Raw genomic sequence first — 17151 nt, forward strand, 5'->3', positions numbered from 1 at the left:
GACGGATGGATCTGCCTCTTCTGATCGTCGACGGCGCCAATGTCGTCGGCTCCGTGCCCGACCAGTGGTGGCGCGACCGGCGCGGCGCCGCCGAGCGGCTGCGCGACCGGCTCGCGGACCGGGGCGGGCCGGAAGGCGGCCCCTTCGAGATCGTCCTCGTCGTCGAGGGACAGGCCCGGGGCGTCGCGTCGGTGCCGGGGGTACGGGTGGAGGACGCGTCCGGCAGCGGTGACGACCGGATCGTCGAACTGGCCCGGGACGCGGCCGGCCGGCCGTGCCTGGTGGTCACGGCCGACCGTGAACTGCGGCGGCGGGTGGGCGAGCACGGGGCCCGGTGCGTGGGCCCCCGCGCTCTCCCGGAGCGTTAGTACTTCGCGTTCGGGCCGGCCTTGCCGAGGCGGCTGTGGCCGCGTCCGTACAGGAAGTAGACGACGATGCCGATCGCCATCCAGACGGCGAAGCGGAACCAGGTCTCGCCGGGCAGGTTGAGCATCAGCCAGAGCGACGCGGCGATGGAGGCGATCGGGAGCACCGGCACCCACGGGGCGCGGAACGCGCGGGGCAGGTCGGGGCGGTTGCGGCGCAGCACGATCACACCGGCGGCCACGATCACGAAGGCGAAGAGCGTGCCGATGTTCACCAGGGTCGCCAGCTCGTCGATGCTGGTGAAGCCCGCGACGATCGCGATGATCACGCCGAGCAGGATGGTGGGGCGGTACGGGGTCCTGAAGCGGGGGTGCGTGACGGAGAAGAAGCGCGGCAGCAGTCCGTCACGGCTCATCGCGAAGAACACGCGCGTCTGGCCGAGCAGCAGGATGAGGCAGACGGTGGTGAGACCGACGGCCGCACCGAAGCTGATCACACCGGCGTAGAAGGGATGCCCGGTGGCCTTGAAGGCGTCCGCGAGCGGGGCGCTCACCGACAGCCGGCTGTAGTGCTGCATACCGGTCACGACCAGCGCGACGGCGACGTACAGCACGGTGCAGATGAACAGCGAGCCGAGGATGCCGCGGGGCATGTCGCGCTGCGGGAGCTTGGTCTCCTCGGCGGCGGTGGCGACCACGTCGAAGCCGATGAAGGCGAAGAAGACGACGGAGGCGGCGGTGAAGATGCCCATCACGCCGAAGTTGGTGGGCTCGTAGCCGAAGATCAGCTCGACCAGCGGGGAGTCCCAGCCGGACGCGCCGTCGGTCGGGGTCACGGCCGGGGGGATGAACGGGTCGTAGTTGTCGCCCACGATGAAGAAGAGACCCGCGATGATCACGATCATGACGACGGTGACCTTGATGGCCACGACGAGCGCGGTGATCCGGGCGGAGAGCTTCATCCCGAGGACCAGGATCACGGTCAGCACGAGGACCAGCAGGAAGGCCAGGATGTCGAAGGTGCCGTCGGGCACGTCCGGCCCTTCGAGGGCCGCGGGTAGATGCCAGCCGATGTTGTCCATCAGCGAGCGGACGTATCCGGACCAGCCGACCGCGACCACCGCCGTGCCGAGCGCGAACTCCAGGACGAGGTCCCAGCCGATGATCCAGGCGGGCAGTTCGCCCATGGAGGCGTACGCGAAGGTGTACGCCGATCCGGCGACGGGGACCGTCGAGGCGAACTCGGCGTAGCACAGGGCAGCGAGCGCGCAGACGATGCCGGCGGCGACGAAGGCGAGCGCGGTGGCGGGGCCCGCGTTCTCCTTGGCCACCTTGCCGGTGAGCACGAAGATGCCGGTGCCGATGATGACTCCGACGCCGAAGACGGTCAGGTCCCAGGCGGAGAGTGATTTCTTGAGCGCGTGCTCGGGCTCTTCCGTGTCTCGGATCGACTGCTCGACCGTCTTGGTCCGGAACATGCCGGAGCGCGCCTGTGGCGGCTGCTGGTCCGTGCTCACCGTCGTACCTCCGTGCCGTCGGTCACAGCCCCATGATCGAGAGGTGGGGGTGGCGGCGCGCGTCCAGGAGAGCGGCTTTCACACGAAAGGACCGGTCGGCCACCCCTGAGGTGGTCCGACCGGCCCAATGGCGATGCTGCGTGGCGGGGTCAGTCGCGGGCGGGCTCCACTGCCTTCGCGCTGTCCTCGTACCGGCCGTCGAGGCGCGAGACGAGTCCCGTGACCTGGCGGGCGATGTCCGGGGCGGTGAGCCCGATCTCTGCCATGACCTCCTTGCGGGAGGCGTGGTCGAGGAAGCGCGGCGGAATGCCGAAGTCGCGCAGCGGTACGTCCACGCCCGCGTCGCGCAGCGCCTGCGCAACGGCGGAGCCGACACCGCCGACCCTGCTGTTGTCCTCGACCGTGACGACGACCCGGTGCTGCTCGGCGAGCGGGGCCATCGCCTCGTCGACCGGCTTGACCCAGCGCGGGTCGACGACGGTGGTGGAGATGCCCTGCGCGTCGAGCAGGCCCGCGATCTCCAGGCACATCGGCGCCAGGGCGCCGACGGACACGAGGAGGACGTCCGGACGGTCGCTGCCGGGCTCGCGGAGCACGTCCATGCCGCCGATGCGGCGCAGGGCCGGTACGGCGGGGCCGACGGCGCCCTTGGAGAAGCGGACGACGGTCGGGGCGTCGGTGACCTCGACGGCCTCGCGCAGCTGGGCGCGGACCTGGTCGGCGTCGCGCGGGGCGGCGAGCCGCAGGCCGGGGACGACCTGGAGGATCGACATGTCCCACATGCCGTTGTGGGAGGCGCCGTCGGTGCCGGTGACACCGGCGCGGTCCAGGACGAAGGTGACGCCGCACTTGTGCAGGGCCACGTCCATCAGGACCTGGTCGAAGGCGCGATTGAGGAAGGTCGCGTAGACGGCGAAGACCGGGTGGAGCCCGCCGGTGGCGAGGCCGGCGGCGGAGACGGCGGCGTGCTGCTCGGCGATGCCGACGTCGTACACCCGCTCCGGGAAGGCCTTGGCGAACTTGTCCAGGCCGACGGGCTGGAGCATGGCCGCGGTGATCGCGACGATGTCCTCGCGCTCCTTGCCGAGCTTGACCATCTCCTCGCCGAAGACCGAGGTCCAGTCGGCGCCGGAGGAGGCGATCGGCAGCCCGGTGTCGGGGTGGATCTTGCCGACGGCGTGGAAGCGGTCGGCCTCGTCCGCCAGGGCGGGCTGGTAGCCGCGGCCCTTCTCGGTGAGGCAGTGGACGATCACGGGGCCGCCGAAGCGCTTGGCGCGCGTGAGGGCGGACTCCAGGGCCTCGATGTCGTGGCCGTCGATGGGACCGACGTACTTCAGGCCGAGGTCCTCGAACATGCCCTGCGGGGCGATGAAGTCCTTCAGGCCCTTCTTGGCGCCGTGCAGCGTCTCGTAGAGCGGCCTCCCGACGACCGGGGTGCGCTCCAGGATGTCCTTGCCGCGGGCGAGGAAGCGCTCGTAGCCGTCGGTCGTCCGGAGGGTGGCCAGGTGGTTGGCGAGCCCGCCGATGGTCGGCGCGTAGGACCGTTCGTTGTCGTTGACGACGATGACGAGCGGGCGGTCCTTGGCGGCGGCGATGTTGTTCAGCGCCTCCCAGGCCATGCCGCCCGTGAGGGCCCCGTCGCCGATGACGGCGACGACGTGGTCGTCCTTCTTGAGGACCTCGTTGGCCTTGGCCAGGCCGTCGGCCCAGCCGAGGACGGTGGAGGCGTGCGAGTTCTCGATGATGTCGTGCTCGGACTCGGCCTGCGAGGGGTAGCCGGACAGGCCGCCCTTCATCTTGAGCCGGGAGAAGTCCTGGCGGCCCGTGAGCAGCTTGTGGACGTAGCTCTGGTGGCCGGTGTCGAAGAGGACCTTGTCCTTGGGGGAGTCGAAGACGCGGTGCAGGGCGATGGTCAGCTCGACCACGCCGAGGTTGGGCCCCAGGTGACCGCCGGTCTTGGAGACGGCGTCCACGAGAAACGTCCGGATCTCCTCCGCCAGCTGCTCCAGCTGCTCCGGGGAGAGCCGGTCCAGATCGCGCGGTCCCCTGATACGGGTCAGCAATGCCACCCGTGCCTCCTTGCCATTGAGCTGGTCGAGCTTGCCGATTTGTCGAGTCTAATGTTCCGCCGGTGGCCGTCGTCATCGGGCGGCGGGTTCCGCGTCACTCGTGCGGCGGACACACCGGTGGGCGTACGGGCGGTACACAGGGCCAGACGCAGCAGTGCCCGGCGCCGGTTCTGCGGCGCCGGACACTGTGGCGAGGGTTACGCGGCTACGCGCGGCCCGCGGTCTTCTGCGTACGGCGGGAGACCGAGTCGATCACGACGGCGGCGAGGAGCACCGCGCCGGTGATCATGTACTGGATCTCGTTGGCCATGCCGATCATGTTCAGGCCCTGCTGGATCGACTGGATGACGATCATGCCCAGGAGCGCCGACCAGACCTTGCCGCGGCCGCCGAAGAGGCTGGTGCCGCCGATGACGGCGGCCGCGATGACCAGCATCAGCGTGTTGCCGCTGCCGAGGCTCTTGGTGGCGCCGCCGGAGAGGCTGGCCACGAAGAGGCCGCCGAAGGCGGCGAGCATGCCGGAGACGCCGAAGACGACGATCCGGATCCGGTCGACGTTGATACCGGCGCGGCGGGCGGCCTCGGCGTTGCCGCCGACCGCGAAGACCTTGCGGCCGAACAGGGTGCGGCGGGCGACGAAGTCGGCGATCACCAGGACGGCCAGGAAGAGGACGAGGGCCAGCGGCAGGCCGCGGGCGCCCTGGGGCTCGTTCAGGACGTAGGCGACGACGAAGCAGAGGACTGCGACGACGGCCGTGCGCAGCACGATCTCGCTGACGGGCCGGGACGGCAGGGCGGCGGCCCTGCGGCGCTTGGCGTCCAGGAGCAGCGAGCCGGCGTAGGCGAGGACCGCCACGAGGGCGAGGCCGTACGCGGCGGCCTTGTCCTCGAAGTAGTACGCGGTGAGGCTCTCCACGATGGAGCCGGAGGGGGCGTTGATCGAGCCCTCCTGGCCCATCAGCCAGATCTGCAGACCGCTCCAGCCGAGGAAGCCGGCGAGGGTGACCACGAAGGCCGGGACGCCGATCTTGGCGAAGAAGAAGCCGTGCAGCAGGCCGATGAGGAGACCGGAGGCCACGGCGAGGACGACCGACAGCAGGTCGTTCACGCCGTTGGTGACGCTGAGCACGGCCCAGACGGCCGCGCCGACGCCGGCGACGGAGCCCATCGACAGGTCGATCTCGCCCAGGATGAGGACGAAGACGATGCCGACGGCCATGATGCCGAGGCCGGAGGAGTACACCGCGATGTTGGCGACGGAGCTCGCGGAGAGGAAGTTGCCGTTCTGGACCTGGAAGACGATCGCGATGACGATCAGGCCCAGGACGACGGGCAGGGAGCCGAGTTCGCCGCCGCGGATCTTGCGGTTGAACTCGGTCCAGTAGCCCTTGAGGCCCTCCTCGCGGACCAGCAGGCGCGGGTCGACGGCGGGGACGGGGGCGGCGGAGGCGGCCGGGGCCGGAGTGGCGTCCGGAGCCGTCGTGGGCTCGGGGGTCTTGGCGAGGTCGCTCACTTCGCGTCCTCCTTCGTGGCCGTGGCCGTGGCCGTACGGGCCTGCCGACGGGTCACGGCGTTGTCCGTGGCACCGGTGATGGCGGCGATGATCGTCTCGTGGCTGGTGTCGGCGACCTTGAAGTCGCCGTTGTTGCGGCCCAGGCGCAGGACCGCGACCCGGTCCGCGACGGCGCGCACATCGGCCATGTTGTGGCTGATGAGGATGACGCCGTGGCCACGCTCGCGCAGCCGCTCCACCAGGTCGAGCACCTGTGCGGTCTGCTCGACGCCGAGGGCGGCGGTCGGCTCGTCCAGGATCACGATCTTGGGGTCGCCGATCAGGGCGCGGGCGATGGCGACGACCTGGCGCTGACCGCCGGAGAGCGCCGCGACGGGGATGCGGACGGAGGGGATGCGGATGGACAGGGTGTCCAGCAGCTCCTTGGCGCGCTTCTCCATCGCGATCTCGTCGAGGACGGACGCGGAGCCCAGCTCGTTGCCGAGGAAGAGGTTGGCGACGACGTCGAGGTTGTCGCAGAGCGCCAGGTCCTGGTAGACGGTGGCGACACCGAGGGCCTGGGCGTCGTTCGGCTTGGTGATCTGGACGGGCCGGCCGTCCCACTCGATGGTGCCCTCGTCGATCGGGTGGACACCCGAGATCGTCTTGACGAGGGTCGACTTGCCGGCGCCGTTGTCGCCCACGAGGGCGACGACCTCTCCGGCATGGATCTCCAGTTCGACATCGGTGAGCACCTGGACGGCGCCGAACCGCTTGGAGACCCCGCGCAACGCCAGCACGGGCGTAGCGGACACGTGAATCATCTCCTTCGCCGCCTGACCGGCGGGGATGGTGGTGCAGGGGAGCACATGAGGGGTGCGAGAAAGTCCGGCGCCCCGCCCCCGCTTGCGGGGCGTTGAACGGGGCGGGGTGCGCCGGACCGGACCGGGTCCCTCCGGAGGCGCTGTGCGGGCCTCCGGAGGGCGTGCCGGCGGCGGGGTTACTTGATGCCCGCCGCCTCGCAGGCGGCCTTGTACTCACCGACGCAGAGGGCCCCGGCCTCGTAGACGCCGTCGGCGATGATCGTGGACCCGATGTTCTCCTTGGTCACGACCTGCGCGTCGTACAGCTTCGCCGGGATGTCCTTGAACTCACCGGTCAGGCTGGTGACCTTGGTGGGAACCAGGTCGTCGATCTTCTCGCCCTTGAGCAGGCGGACGGCGATCTCGGCGGTGGTCTCGGCCTCCGGCTTGATCTGCTTGTAGATCGTGAAGGCCTGGTCACCCTTGAGGATGCGCTGCAGACCGGCGAGCTCGGCGTCCTGGCCGCCGACCGGGACCTTGATGCCCTGCTTGGACAGGGCGGTGATGATGCCGCCGGCCATGCCGTCGTTGGCGGAGTAGACGCCCTGGAAGCCGTTCTTGCCCAGGGAGTCGATGGCGGCGCCCATCTTCTTGTTGGCCTCGTCCGGGGACCAGTCGGGGATGTCCTGCTCGTAGACGACCTTCTTCACGCCGGTGTCGAGGACGCTGTGGGCGCCCTTCTTGAACAGCGGGGCGTTCGGGTCGGTCGGCGAGCCGTTGATCATGACGACGTTGGCTTCCTTGGCCTTGTCGCCGAGCGCCTTGACCAGGGCCTCGCCCTGCAGGCGGCCGATCTTCTCGTTGTCGTACGAGACGTAGGCGGAGATCGGGCCCTCGGCCAGGCGGTCGTACGCGACGACGGAGACGCCCTGCTCCTTGGCGTGCTGGACCCAGGACTTCGTGGCCTTGTAGTCGACCGAGTCCAGGATGATGACCTTCACGCCCTGCGTGACGAGCGCGTCGAACTGCTTCTTCTGCGTCTCGGTGTCCTGCGCGGCGTTGTTGTACTTGACCTCGCAGTCCGAGCAGAGGGCCTTGATCTTCGCCTCGATGATCGGGCGGTCGAAGGTCTCGTAACGCGTGGTCTTGTTCTCCGGGAGCAGCAGACCGATGGTCTTGCCGTCTCCGCCGTTCCCGCTCGTGCCGCCCGAACCCGAGCCGGAGTCGCCCGCCTTGCCACAGGCGGCGACGGAGAGGGCCATGGATACCGCGGCCGTGCCTATGACGACGCGACGCATCATTGCGTTCATGTGGGGTTGCCTCCCTGACGAGGCCGCGACGTTGCGGCCGAGGTGGCTGGAAGTCAACTCGGCCGCAACGTCGACGTCAAGGAGTAAATCCTTAACGAGATGACAACGGTGCCATCCGTTTTCTAAGTGAAGGCAGGGGTGGAGGCCGGAGCGGCGGCGGGAAGGGCGCTCTCCAACAGGGTCGAATCGCCCATTTCGCTCAGTACGAGAGCGAGCGCGCCGAGCACTTCGGCGCGGCCGCCGAGGGCTCCGGGGGCGAGGGAGAGCTGGCGGGCGGCGCTGGGGATGGCGTACCGCGAGACCGAGTCGCGGATCGGGCCGATCACCAGCTCGCCGGCCTCCGCGAGGTCGCCGCCGAGGACCACCCGGCTGGGGTTGAGCAGGTTGCAGAGGTTGGCGATGCCGCTGCCGATGTGGCGGCCGACGTCTGCGACCACCCGGCGGCAGCCGGGGTCCCCCTCCCGGGCCAGCTGGACGACCCGCTCCATGGTCAGATCGGGCCCGTGGCCGGGCTGGAGCAGCGGCAGGACGTAGCGGGCGGCGGTGAAGGTCTCCAGGCAGCCGCGGTTGCCGCAGCGGCAGACGGGGCCCGACTCGTCGAGCGTGATGTGCCCGATCTCGCCGGCCGTGCCGCCGGGGCCGCGGTACACGCGCCCGTCGATCACCAGGCCGGCGCCGACACCGCTCGCGACCTTGATGTACGCCAGGTCCTTGACCCCCCGGCCGCTGCCCCAGACGAGCTCGCCGAGCGCGCCGAGGTTGGCGTCGTTGTCGACGTACACGGGCACGCCGAGGCGGCCGGAGAGCTCGTCGGCGGGGTTGATGCCGGACCAGCCCGGGAGGATCGAGGTGGAGCCGAGGGTGCCCGAGGAGACGTCGATCGGACCGGGCACGCCGAGGCCGACGCCGACGACCTTGTCCTGGCCGATGCCGGTGGCCGCGATCAGGCGCTTGACCAGCGTCTCCGCCCGGTCGAAGCCCTCCGCGGAGGAGGCGTCCACGTCGAGCGGCTCGGCCTCCTCGGCGAGGACCTGGTGGGCGAGGTTGCCGACGGCGACCCGGAGGTGGGTGTGGCCGAAGTCGACGCCGATGACGATCCCCGCGTCACCGGAGAGCGAGACGCTGCGGGCCCGCCGGCCGCCCGCGGAGGTGGGGGTGACCTCGACGGTTCCGCCGTCCTTCAACTCCCGCACGATGTTGGACACCGTGGCGGCCGACAGGCCGGTCGCACGGGCGATCTCCGCCTGGGTGAGCGAGCCGGCCATGCGCACCGCGCGCACGACCCGTTCGAGGTTGGCCCTGTGCAGAGACGTCTGCGACCCCGGAGTCTCCATCGACTCATCCACTCCCGCCTGCTGGGGCCGCGCCAATGAGACCCCGGCTCCTTCTCCAACTTGTGAACTCTAAGATGAGCTGTTCGGGGTGTGCCCCGTCAAGACCTTGAGCGGGGCGGGGCTCGGATGAGCCGGGTGGCCGGTGCCTGCCGGGTACATGCGCGAGGCCCCGGCGGGAGCGCCCGCCGGGGCCTGGATCGAGCGGTTCCTGGATCGAGCGGTTCCTACTTGACCGCGCCGGCTGTGAGACCGGCCACCACCTGTCGCTGGAAGATGATGTAAGCGGCGAGCACCGGGAGCATGGCCATGACCAGTCCGGCGAAGAGCCCCGACCAGTCGCCCTTGTAGCCCTGGCTGACGGCGAGCTGCACCAGGCCCTGGGAGAGCACCTTCTTCTCGGGATCGGTGTTGAGCACGGTGGGCAGCAGGTACTGGTTCCACTGCCCCAGGAAGTTGAAGATGCCGACGCTGATCAGGCCGGGCTTGGCCATCGGCAGCATCACCTGGAAGAAGGTCCGGGTGTGCGAGGCGCCGTCCATGAAGGCCGCCTCCGCGACCGAGGTCGGCAGGGTGCGGAAGAAGGCCGTCAGGAAGAAGACGGTGAACGGCAGCGAGTACGCGATGTAGACCAGGATCAGGCCGTGCAGCGTGTTGAGCAGGGCCATGTTCTGCAGCACGTAGAAGAGCGGCACCAGGGCGAGGATGATCGGGAAGCTCATCCCGCCGATGAAGAGGAAGTAGATGAAGCGGTTGCCGGGGAACTCGAAGCGGGCGAGCACATAGGCGGCCATCGATCCGAAGAGCAGCGTGCCGGCGAGCGAACCTCCCACCACCAGGATGGTGTTGAGGAAGTAGTCGCTCATGTGCGCCTCGGTCCAGGCTCGCGCCCAGTTCTCGAAGTGCAGCCTGTCCGGCAGGGCCCACGGGGAGGTGAAGATCGCCCGGTCGGTCTTGAAGGAGGTCATGACCGCCCACAGCAGCGGCATGACCACCATGATCGCCCAGAGGATCAGGATGCCGTGGGAGAAGACGTTGAGGGTCGCGCCCTCGCCCTTGTTCTCCTTGCGGGGCCCGGGGCTCGCCGGGACCGCGGTCTTCCGCGGCGACGTGTCGGCGGCCTCGCGCGGTCCGGGGAGGTCGCCGGTGCCGGTGGGCGGGGTGTCGGTGGTCTTCATCAGTACTCCAACCGCTCGCGCCGGCCGAACCGCATCACGACCGCCGCGAAGGCCAGCGTGACGACGAGCAGCGCGACACCGATCGTGGTGGCGTAGGCGGCCTGACCGTCTCGGAAGGCCTTCTGGTAGACGTACAGCGGCAGGACGATGGTGGAGTAGTCGGGGCCACCGCCGTTGGGGCCCACCGTCATGATCTGCACGACCGCGAAGGACTCCGCGCCGAGCGCCAGGATGCCCATGTAGATCCAGCCGGACTGCACGGTGTCCCAGAGCAGCGGCAGGGTGATCTTGAAGAAGGTGGTGATCCGGTTCGCGCCGTCGAGCAGCGCCGCCTCGTAGAAGTCCTTGGGGATGGAGGCCATGCCCGCCGAGAAGAGGACCACGAAGAAGCCGACGGTGGACCAGACCAGGACGACCATCACGCAGATGAGGGCGAGGTCGGGGTCGCCCAGCCAGTCCGGTTGGACGCTGCCGAGCCCGACTCCCTTGAGTACGGAGTTGATGGCGCCGCTGTTGGGGTTGTAGGCGAACTGGAAGAGCAGCGCGACGATCGCGATGGACAGCACCTGCGGGAAGAAATAGACGATCTTGTAGAAGGAGGAGCCGCGCACACCGGCGACGGCCGCTCCTTTGCGACGCCGACCGCCGACATTCAGCATGAACGCGAAGAAGAGCGCCAGGCCGACCGTCACCAGCGGCAGCACGACCGCGAAGGTCAGACTGTGCTGCAGCGATTTCCAGAAGATGTCGTCGTCCAGCATTCTGCTGTAGTTGCCGAACCCGACCATCTGGAAATCGGGGCTGAGGCCGCTCCAGTCCGTGAACGAGTAATAGATGGACTGGACGAAGGGCCATATGACGAACAGTGCGTACATGGCCAGGGGGGCCGCCAGGAACCCCACGATGAAACGGTACTTGCCGTGTTGCATTCCTACCGACCCCGATCTTCCCGCGGAGAAAGCCGCTGGTGCCGTGCGCGGCCCGAGTGCCGTACGCAAGGAGCCGGGGCCCGCTCCCGGTCGGCGGGAAGGGGCCCCGGCACAGCTCACTGGTGCTTGTAGTGCTTGATGGAGGTGTCCTTGGCGGCCTCGTCGGCGTACTTCTGGATCTTCTTGATCGTCTCGGCCGGGGTCGCGCGGCCGGCCATCATCTCGCCGAGGCCGGCGACGCCGATCTTCTCCTTCTGCAGCGCCACGTACCAGTCCTGCAGGCGCGGGTTGACGACGTTCTGACCGGCCTTCTCGAGCGCCGCGACACCCGACTTGAGGCCCGGGGTCAGCTCGATGCCGTCGGTGCCGCCGTTGTACGCGGTGAGCGACTTCACGGTCTTGGTGAAGTTCCTCGAGGAGGCTTCGCTGAGCATGATGCGCAGCTGCTCCATGCCGCCCTCGACGTTCTTCGCCTTGGCCGGGACGACGAACGGCTCACCGCCGGAGGCCCACATCGTGCCGAACGGCATCTTGTCGGAGGCGTCGATGCCCGTCGGCGCGGAGACGGCGAGATCGAAGTCCGCGGGCATGGTCTTCGCGGCCTCGTTCTCCACCCATGAACCGTTGGGGATGAAGAGCGCCTTGCCCTCGGTCCAGGCGGTCTGCGACTGGATGTGGTCGAGACCGGGGGTGCCCTGGAGGATGTAGCCCTTCTTGTAGAGCTCGTAGTACGCCTCGAAGCACGTCTTGACGGCGGGGTGCTCCCAGGCCTTGGGCTCCAGGTTGTCGATCGCGTCCAGTACCTCGCGGCCGCCGACCTTGCCGATCATCGGGTAGAGCGAGAATGGGATGTAGTACGGGTGCTTGCCCGCGTAAGTCCAGCCCGCGATGCCCTTCTTCTTGGCCTTCTCGCAGACGGCGAGCATCTCGTCCCAGGTCTCGGGGTACTTCGCGTCGAGCGAGTCGAGCAGCTTCTGCGAGTACCAGACGCCGTAGACGGTGTACGCGTAGTAGAGGACCCAGACCGGGTCGCCGTCGAACTGGCCCATCTCCACGATGCCCGGACGCAGGGTGTCGCGGACCTTCTTGTTCGGGTCGTCGAGGGAGGGGGCGTCGAGCAGCGGGGTGAGGTCGGCCAGCTGCTTCTTGCCGACGAGCACGCCCATGTCCATCTGCTCGGCACCCGAGTTGTCGATCAGGTCCGGCGGGTTGCCCCCGTTGAAGCGCGGCTGGAGCTCGGTGGTGATCTTCTGGGTGGCGGTGAACTTGACCTTCGCCTTGGGGTAGTTGGTCTCGTAGACCTTCACCGCGTCCTTGGCGTACTGCTGGCCGAATCCGCCGTCGAAGAGCACGAAGTCCAGGGGAGCCGACTCGTTCACGCCGAGCGGGTTCTTCGCCGACGTGGTGCCCTTCTCGACCTTGTCGTTGCTGCCGCCGCCACCGGAGGCGCAGGCCGACAGGAAACTCATCGTCGGTACCGAGATCAGACCGAGAGCGGCGGAGCGCTTGATCAGGTCGCGGCGGCCGAGGCCCTCGTTGTTGTGCGCGGAGGTGGATCCCATGCTCAAGTCCTCGCTTTCATCCAGGACTCAGGCGGTGTACCGGTCGCCCGTACTCTCGCCGCAGGCGAAGGGCCCCGCCACCGCATTCGAATGCAGCTTGGGTCGTGCGCCGACAGGTATAGTCCACTTCCCTTCCGCTGAGCAAGATCGAAAGCCGGTTTGAGCGGCAGTCTTTCCCGAGTTGAGACCTCGGGGATAGCCGCGCCGCATCTGCACCGATTTCTCCCGCGCGTTTCGGTCAACACCCTTGACACATGCCACCACTTGGTCCCCTACTGGAGCCTGCGCGTTTCAATTGACAACGTTGTCTAACGAGCGGCGGGAGTGACGACACCGAATGCAGGCCCGACTTCGCCCCGGACCGAGACCTCGACCCACGCACAGCGGCAGGCACACCTGTCCGCATACCCGGGCGGCCGCCCTCCTCGCGGCCGCCGCGCTGATCGTGACGGCGGCGCCCTCCGCCTCCTTCGCCCTCCCGGCCCGGCCCGAAGCGCCGGCGCGGGAGTTCACGACCTCCTTCGAGCCGGACGAGACCCAGCCGACCTGGCGCGACACCGTCGACGTCGGCCCTGACGGCGTGAAGCGGACCTCGGGGGTGGACGGCGGCTTCGCCAGCGGCATCCCCGGCAATGTCACCGACAAGGTGGTGGAGCTCCGCGCCAGCGGCGAGCACGCGAGCGCGGGCGAGACCAAAGAGAACCTGGTCGACCTCCAGCCGGGAACCAAGTGGCTGGTCTTCGAGCCGACCGCCTGGATCGAGTTCGACCTGGCCGAGCCGGTCAAGGTCGTCACCTACGCCATGACGTCGGCCAACGACGCCGCCGAGCGCGACCCGCGCGACTGGACCCTGAAGGGCTCGGCGGACGGCAAGGAGTGGAAGGTCCTCGACACCCGGGCCGGCCAGAGCTTCGCCAAGCGCTTCGAGACGAAGACGTACGACTTCACGGGTGACACGCCCTACGCCCACTACCGCCTGGAGATCACCAAGAACGCCGGCGCCGCTCTCACCCAGCTCGCCGACGTTCAGTTCTCGAACGGGGACACCTCCACCCCCGTCCCGCCGGAGATGCGCAGCCATGTCGACCGCGGCCCCGGCGGCTCCCCCACCGCCAAGGCCAACGCCGGTTTCACCGGCAAGCGGGCGCTGCGCTACGCCGGTACGCACAAGGCGGACGGCCGGGCGTACTCGTACAACAAGGTCTTCGACGTGAACACGGCCGTCGTCCGGAACACCGAGCTGTCCTACCGGGTCTTCCCCTCCCTCCCGGAGACGGATCTGAACTATCCGGCCACGCACGTGTCGGTGGACCTGGCCTTCACCGACGGCACCTATCTGAGTGAGCTGCGGGCCACCGACTCCCACGGCGGGCTGCTCACCCCGCGGGGCCAGGGCGCGGCCAAGCGGCTCTACGTCAACCAGTGGAACCACGTCAGCGCGCGGATCGGCGCGGTCGCGGCCGGCAAGACCGTGGACCGGATCCTGGTGGCGTACGACTCCCCCGAGGGGCCCGCGAAGTTCCAGGGCTGGATCGACGACGTCCGACTGCGGCCGAAGGCCCCGGAGCAGCGGCTCGACCGGCTCTCCGACTACGCCTCCACGACCCGTGGCACCAACTCCAGCGGCTCCTTCTCGCGCGGCAACACCTTCCCCGCCACCGCTGTCCCCCATGGCTTCAACTTCTGGACGCCGGTGACCAATTCCGCGTCCAAGAGCTGGCTGTACGAGTACGCGCGCGGCAACAACGCCGACAATCTGCCCACGGTGCAGGCGTTCGCCGCGAGCCATGAGCCGAGCCCCTGGATGGGCGACCGCCAGACCTTCCAGGTGATGCCGTCCGCCGCCGCGGGCGCGCCGCCGACCGGCCGGGTCGAGCGGGCTCTGGCCTTCCGCCACGAGAAGGAGACGGCCAGGCCGCACTATTACGGCGTCACCTTCGAGAACGGCCTGAAGGCCGAGATGGCCCCGACCGACCACGCGGCGATGATGCGCTTCACCTATCCGGGCGAGGACGCGAGCGTCGTCTTCGACAACGTCACCGAGGAGGGCGGTCTGACGCTCGACGCGGCGACCGGCTCCTTCACCGGGTACTCCGACGTGAAGAGCGGCCTGTCGACCGGCGCGACCCGGATGTTCGTGTACGGCGTCTTCGACGCGCCGGTCACCGCCTCCGCCGCGCAGGGCGTGAAGGGCCATCTCCGGTTCGACGCGGGCGCGGACCGCACCGTGACCCTGCGCCTCGCCACCTCGCTGATCTCCGTCGAGCAGGCGAAGGCGAACCTCGCGGACGAGATCCCGGCCGGCACCGGCTTCGCGACGGTGAAGGAGCGGGCGCAGGACGCCTGGGACGCGATCCTCGGCCGGGTGGAGGTCGAGGGGGCCACCCAAGACCAGCTCGTCACGCTCTACTCCAGCCTGTACCGGCTCTACCTCTACCCCAACTCCGGTTTCGAGAAGGTCGGTTCGAAGCACCAGTACGCCAGCCCCTTCTCCCCCATGGCCGGCCCCGACACCCCGACCCGTACCGGCGCGAAGATCGTCGACGGGAAGGTGTACGTCAACAACGGCTTCTGGGACACCTACCGCACGACCTGGCCCGCCTACGCGTTCCTCACCCCCAAGAAGGCCGGCGAGCTGGTCGACGGCTTCGTGCAGCAGTACAAGGACGGCGGCTGGATCTCCCGCTGGTCCTCCCCCGGCTACGCCGACCTGATGACCGGCACCTCCTCCGACGTGGCGTTCGCCGACGCCTACGTCAAGGGCGTGGACTTCGACGCCGAGGCGGCGTACGAGGCCGCGCTGAAGAACGCGACGGTCGTCCCGCCGAGCCGGGGTGTGGGCCGCAAGGGCATGGAGACCTCGCCCTTCCTCGGATACGCCTCGACCGAGACCCACGAGGGGCTGTCCTGGTCCCTGGAGGGCTATCTCAACGACTACGGCATCGCGAAGATGGCCGAGGCGCTGCACAAGAAGACCGGCGAGAAGCGGTACCAGGAGGAGGCCGCGTACTTCCTCTCCCGGGCCCAGAAGTACGTCTCCCTCTTCGACGCGAAGGCCGGCTTCTTCCAGGGCCGCGACCTCAAGGGCGCCTGGCGGGTGCCCTCCGACCGGTACGACCCGAGGATCTGGGGCCACGACTACACCGAGACCAACGGCTGGGGTTACGCCTTCACCGCCCCGCAGGACTCGCGCGGCCTGGCGAACCTCTACGGCGGCCGCCCCGGCCTCGGCGGGAAGCTGGACGCGTACTTCTCCACCCCGGAGACGGCGAGCCCGGAGTTCGTCGGCTCCTACGGCAGCGTCATCCACGAGATGACCGAGGCACGAGACGTCCGGATGGGCATGTACGGCCACTCCAACCAGGTCGCCCACCATGTGCCGTACATGTACAACGCGGCCGGGCAGCCCTGGAAGACGCAGGAGAAGGTCCGCGAGGTGCTCTCCCGGCTCTACACCGGCAGTGAGATCGGCCAGGGCTACCACGGCGACGAGGACAACGGCGAGCAGTCCGCCTGGTACCTCTTCTCCGCGCTCGGCTTCTATCCGCTGGTGATGGGCAGCGGGGAGTACGCGATCGGCTCGCCGCTGTTCAAGAAGGTGACCCTGCGCCTGGACAACGGACGCACGCTGGTCGTCGAGGCGCCCCGGAACAGCGCCCGGAACATCTACGTCCAGGGGGTGAAGGTCAACGGTCAGCGGTGGAACTCCACCGCGCTGCCGCACAGCCTCCTCGCCCGGGGCGGCACCCTAAAGTTCGAGATGGGCCCGAGGCCGTCGGCCTGGGGCACGGGGCCCGGCGCGGGACCGGTCTCGATCACACGGGACGACAAGGTGCCCGCGCCGCGCACGGACGCGATCAGCGGGACCGGGGCGCTGTTCGACGACACCTCGGCCACGGCGGCCCCCGTCACCACCGTGGAGCTGCCGGTGGCGCAGCCGGTCCGCGCGGTCCAGTACACGCTGACCTCGTCCGTACGGGACAAGGCGCCGGCGGGCTGGGTCCTCCAGGGCTCGGCGGACGGCGCCGACTGGACGGACCTGGACCGGCGGACGGGCGAGTCCTTCACCTGGGACCGTCAGACGCGGGCCTTCACGGTCGCCGCGCCTGGCACGTACGCGAAGTACCGCCTGGTGGCGGCCGGCGCGGGCGCGACGCTGGCGGAGGTGGAGCTGCTGTCCTAGGGAACGTCCGGATCATCCGGGCTCGCGGGGCCTTCGTACTCCCGGTCGTGCGTGGGCGCGGCCGGGAGTTCGCGGTCCAGGGCCTCGCGGTAGCGGACGCAGCCGCGCAGGAAGCGGGGCCAGGGCGGAACGGCCACGTCCGGCTCGACGCGTTCGGGCAGCAGTCCCCACAGCCGCGGATGGTGCCAGCACAGGTCGTGGCCGGAGCTGTCCCGGTGGGCGCGGATACCGGCCCGCAGCCGCCGCACCTCGGCGACGAGCGCGTCGCGGTCGAGTCGGTCCAGGTCGCTGTCGAGGCTGTCGTCACCGTCCATGGCGCGCAGGATAGGGCGCGGGAACGACGCGGACCGGCCGCCACCCCGAGCGGGGTGGCGGCCGGTCCGTGTGCCGGGTGACCGGGTGACCTCGTGGG

12 protein-coding genes are annotated in these 17151 nt (G+C 69.3%); 2 read left to right on the plus strand and 10 right to left on the minus strand.

The genetic code is table 11. From position 1 onward, the window contains the following. Positions 1-5 precede the first annotated feature (5 nt). Positions 6-368, plus strand: a complete 363-nt coding sequence (locus tag ACIRB4_RS27280; protein WP_403294837.1) for an NTP pyrophosphohydrolase — start codon at positions 6-8, stop codon at positions 366-368. Here ACIRB4_RS27280 and ACIRB4_RS27285 read toward each other — a convergent pair. The 9 genes from ACIRB4_RS27285 to ngcE all read right to left on the minus strand — a co-directional run bounded on the left by ACIRB4_RS27285 (position 365) and on the right by ngcE (position 12556). Further along, on the minus strand, positions 365-1843 hold the full coding sequence (locus ACIRB4_RS27285) for an amino acid permease (RefSeq protein WP_403294869.1): 1479 nt from the start codon (positions 1841-1843) through the stop codon (positions 365-367). The two genes, ACIRB4_RS27280 and ACIRB4_RS27285, sit on opposite strands and share 4 nt — an antisense overlap. A gap of 188 nt (positions 1844-2031) precedes the next feature. Then, on the minus strand, positions 2032-3951 hold the full coding sequence (dxs, locus tag ACIRB4_RS27290) for a 1-deoxy-D-xylulose-5-phosphate synthase (protein WP_403294838.1): 1920 nt from the start codon (positions 3949-3951) through the stop codon (positions 2032-2034). Between the two features lie 205 nt (positions 3952-4156). Continuing rightward, positions 4157-5464 (minus strand): sugar ABC transporter permease, encoded by a 1308-nt coding sequence (locus ACIRB4_RS27295; protein WP_403294839.1) that lies wholly within the window; start codon positions 5462-5464, stop codon positions 4157-4159. Further along, a complete protein-coding gene (locus tag ACIRB4_RS27300; RefSeq protein ID WP_403294840.1) occupies positions 5461-6267 on the minus strand; it encodes an ATP-binding cassette domain-containing protein in 807 nt (268 codons plus the stop codon). Before ACIRB4_RS27300 ends, ACIRB4_RS27295 begins: the two co-directional genes overlap by 4 nt. A gap of 176 nt (positions 6268-6443) precedes the next feature. Further along, positions 6444-7556, minus strand: coding sequence for a substrate-binding domain-containing protein (locus ACIRB4_RS27305; RefSeq protein WP_403294841.1), 1113 nt, complete (start codon positions 7554-7556; stop codon positions 6444-6446). Between the two features lie 122 nt (positions 7557-7678). After that, a complete protein-coding gene (locus tag ACIRB4_RS27310) occupies positions 7679-8890 on the minus strand; it encodes an ROK family protein (RefSeq protein WP_403294843.1) in 1212 nt (403 codons plus the stop codon). Positions 8891-9114: 224 nt separating this feature from the next. Then, positions 9115-10065, minus strand: coding sequence for a carbohydrate ABC transporter permease (locus ACIRB4_RS27315; protein WP_403294844.1), 951 nt, complete (start codon positions 10063-10065; stop codon positions 9115-9117). After that, the gene (locus ACIRB4_RS27320; RefSeq protein WP_403294845.1) at positions 10065-10994 is read right to left on the minus strand and encodes a carbohydrate ABC transporter permease; all 930 of its coding nucleotides are present in this window, start codon (positions 10992-10994) and stop codon (positions 10065-10067) included. The genes ACIRB4_RS27315 and ACIRB4_RS27320 overlap by 1 nt, the downstream gene beginning before the upstream one ends. Positions 10995-11110: 116 nt before the next feature. Continuing rightward, positions 11111-12556: an N-acetylglucosamine/diacetylchitobiose ABC transporter substrate-binding protein gene (gene ngcE, locus ACIRB4_RS27325; RefSeq protein ID WP_403294846.1), complete on the minus strand. Its 1446-nt coding sequence runs from the start codon at positions 12554-12556 to the stop codon at positions 11111-11113. Positions 12557-12893: 337 nt separating this feature from the next. Here ngcE and ACIRB4_RS27330 point away from each other — a divergent pair, with 337 nt between their 5' ends. After that, the gene (locus ACIRB4_RS27330) at positions 12894-16739 is read left to right on the plus strand and encodes a GH92 family glycosyl hydrolase (RefSeq protein WP_403294847.1); all 3846 of its coding nucleotides are present in this window, start codon (positions 12894-12896) and stop codon (positions 16737-16739) included. On the opposite strand, the gene ACIRB4_RS27335 is transcribed toward ACIRB4_RS27330, so the two are convergent. Next, positions 16736-17053: a hypothetical protein gene (locus tag ACIRB4_RS27335; protein ID WP_403294848.1), complete on the minus strand. Its 318-nt coding sequence runs from the start codon at positions 17051-17053 to the stop codon at positions 16736-16738. The two genes, ACIRB4_RS27330 and ACIRB4_RS27335, sit on opposite strands and share 4 nt — an antisense overlap. Between the last annotated feature and the right edge of the window lie 98 nt (positions 17054-17151).

This window comes from Streptomyces sp. NPDC093600, assembly GCF_044764755.1.
Classification (GTDB): Bacteria; Actinomycetota; Actinomycetes; order Streptomycetales; family Streptomycetaceae; genus Streptomyces.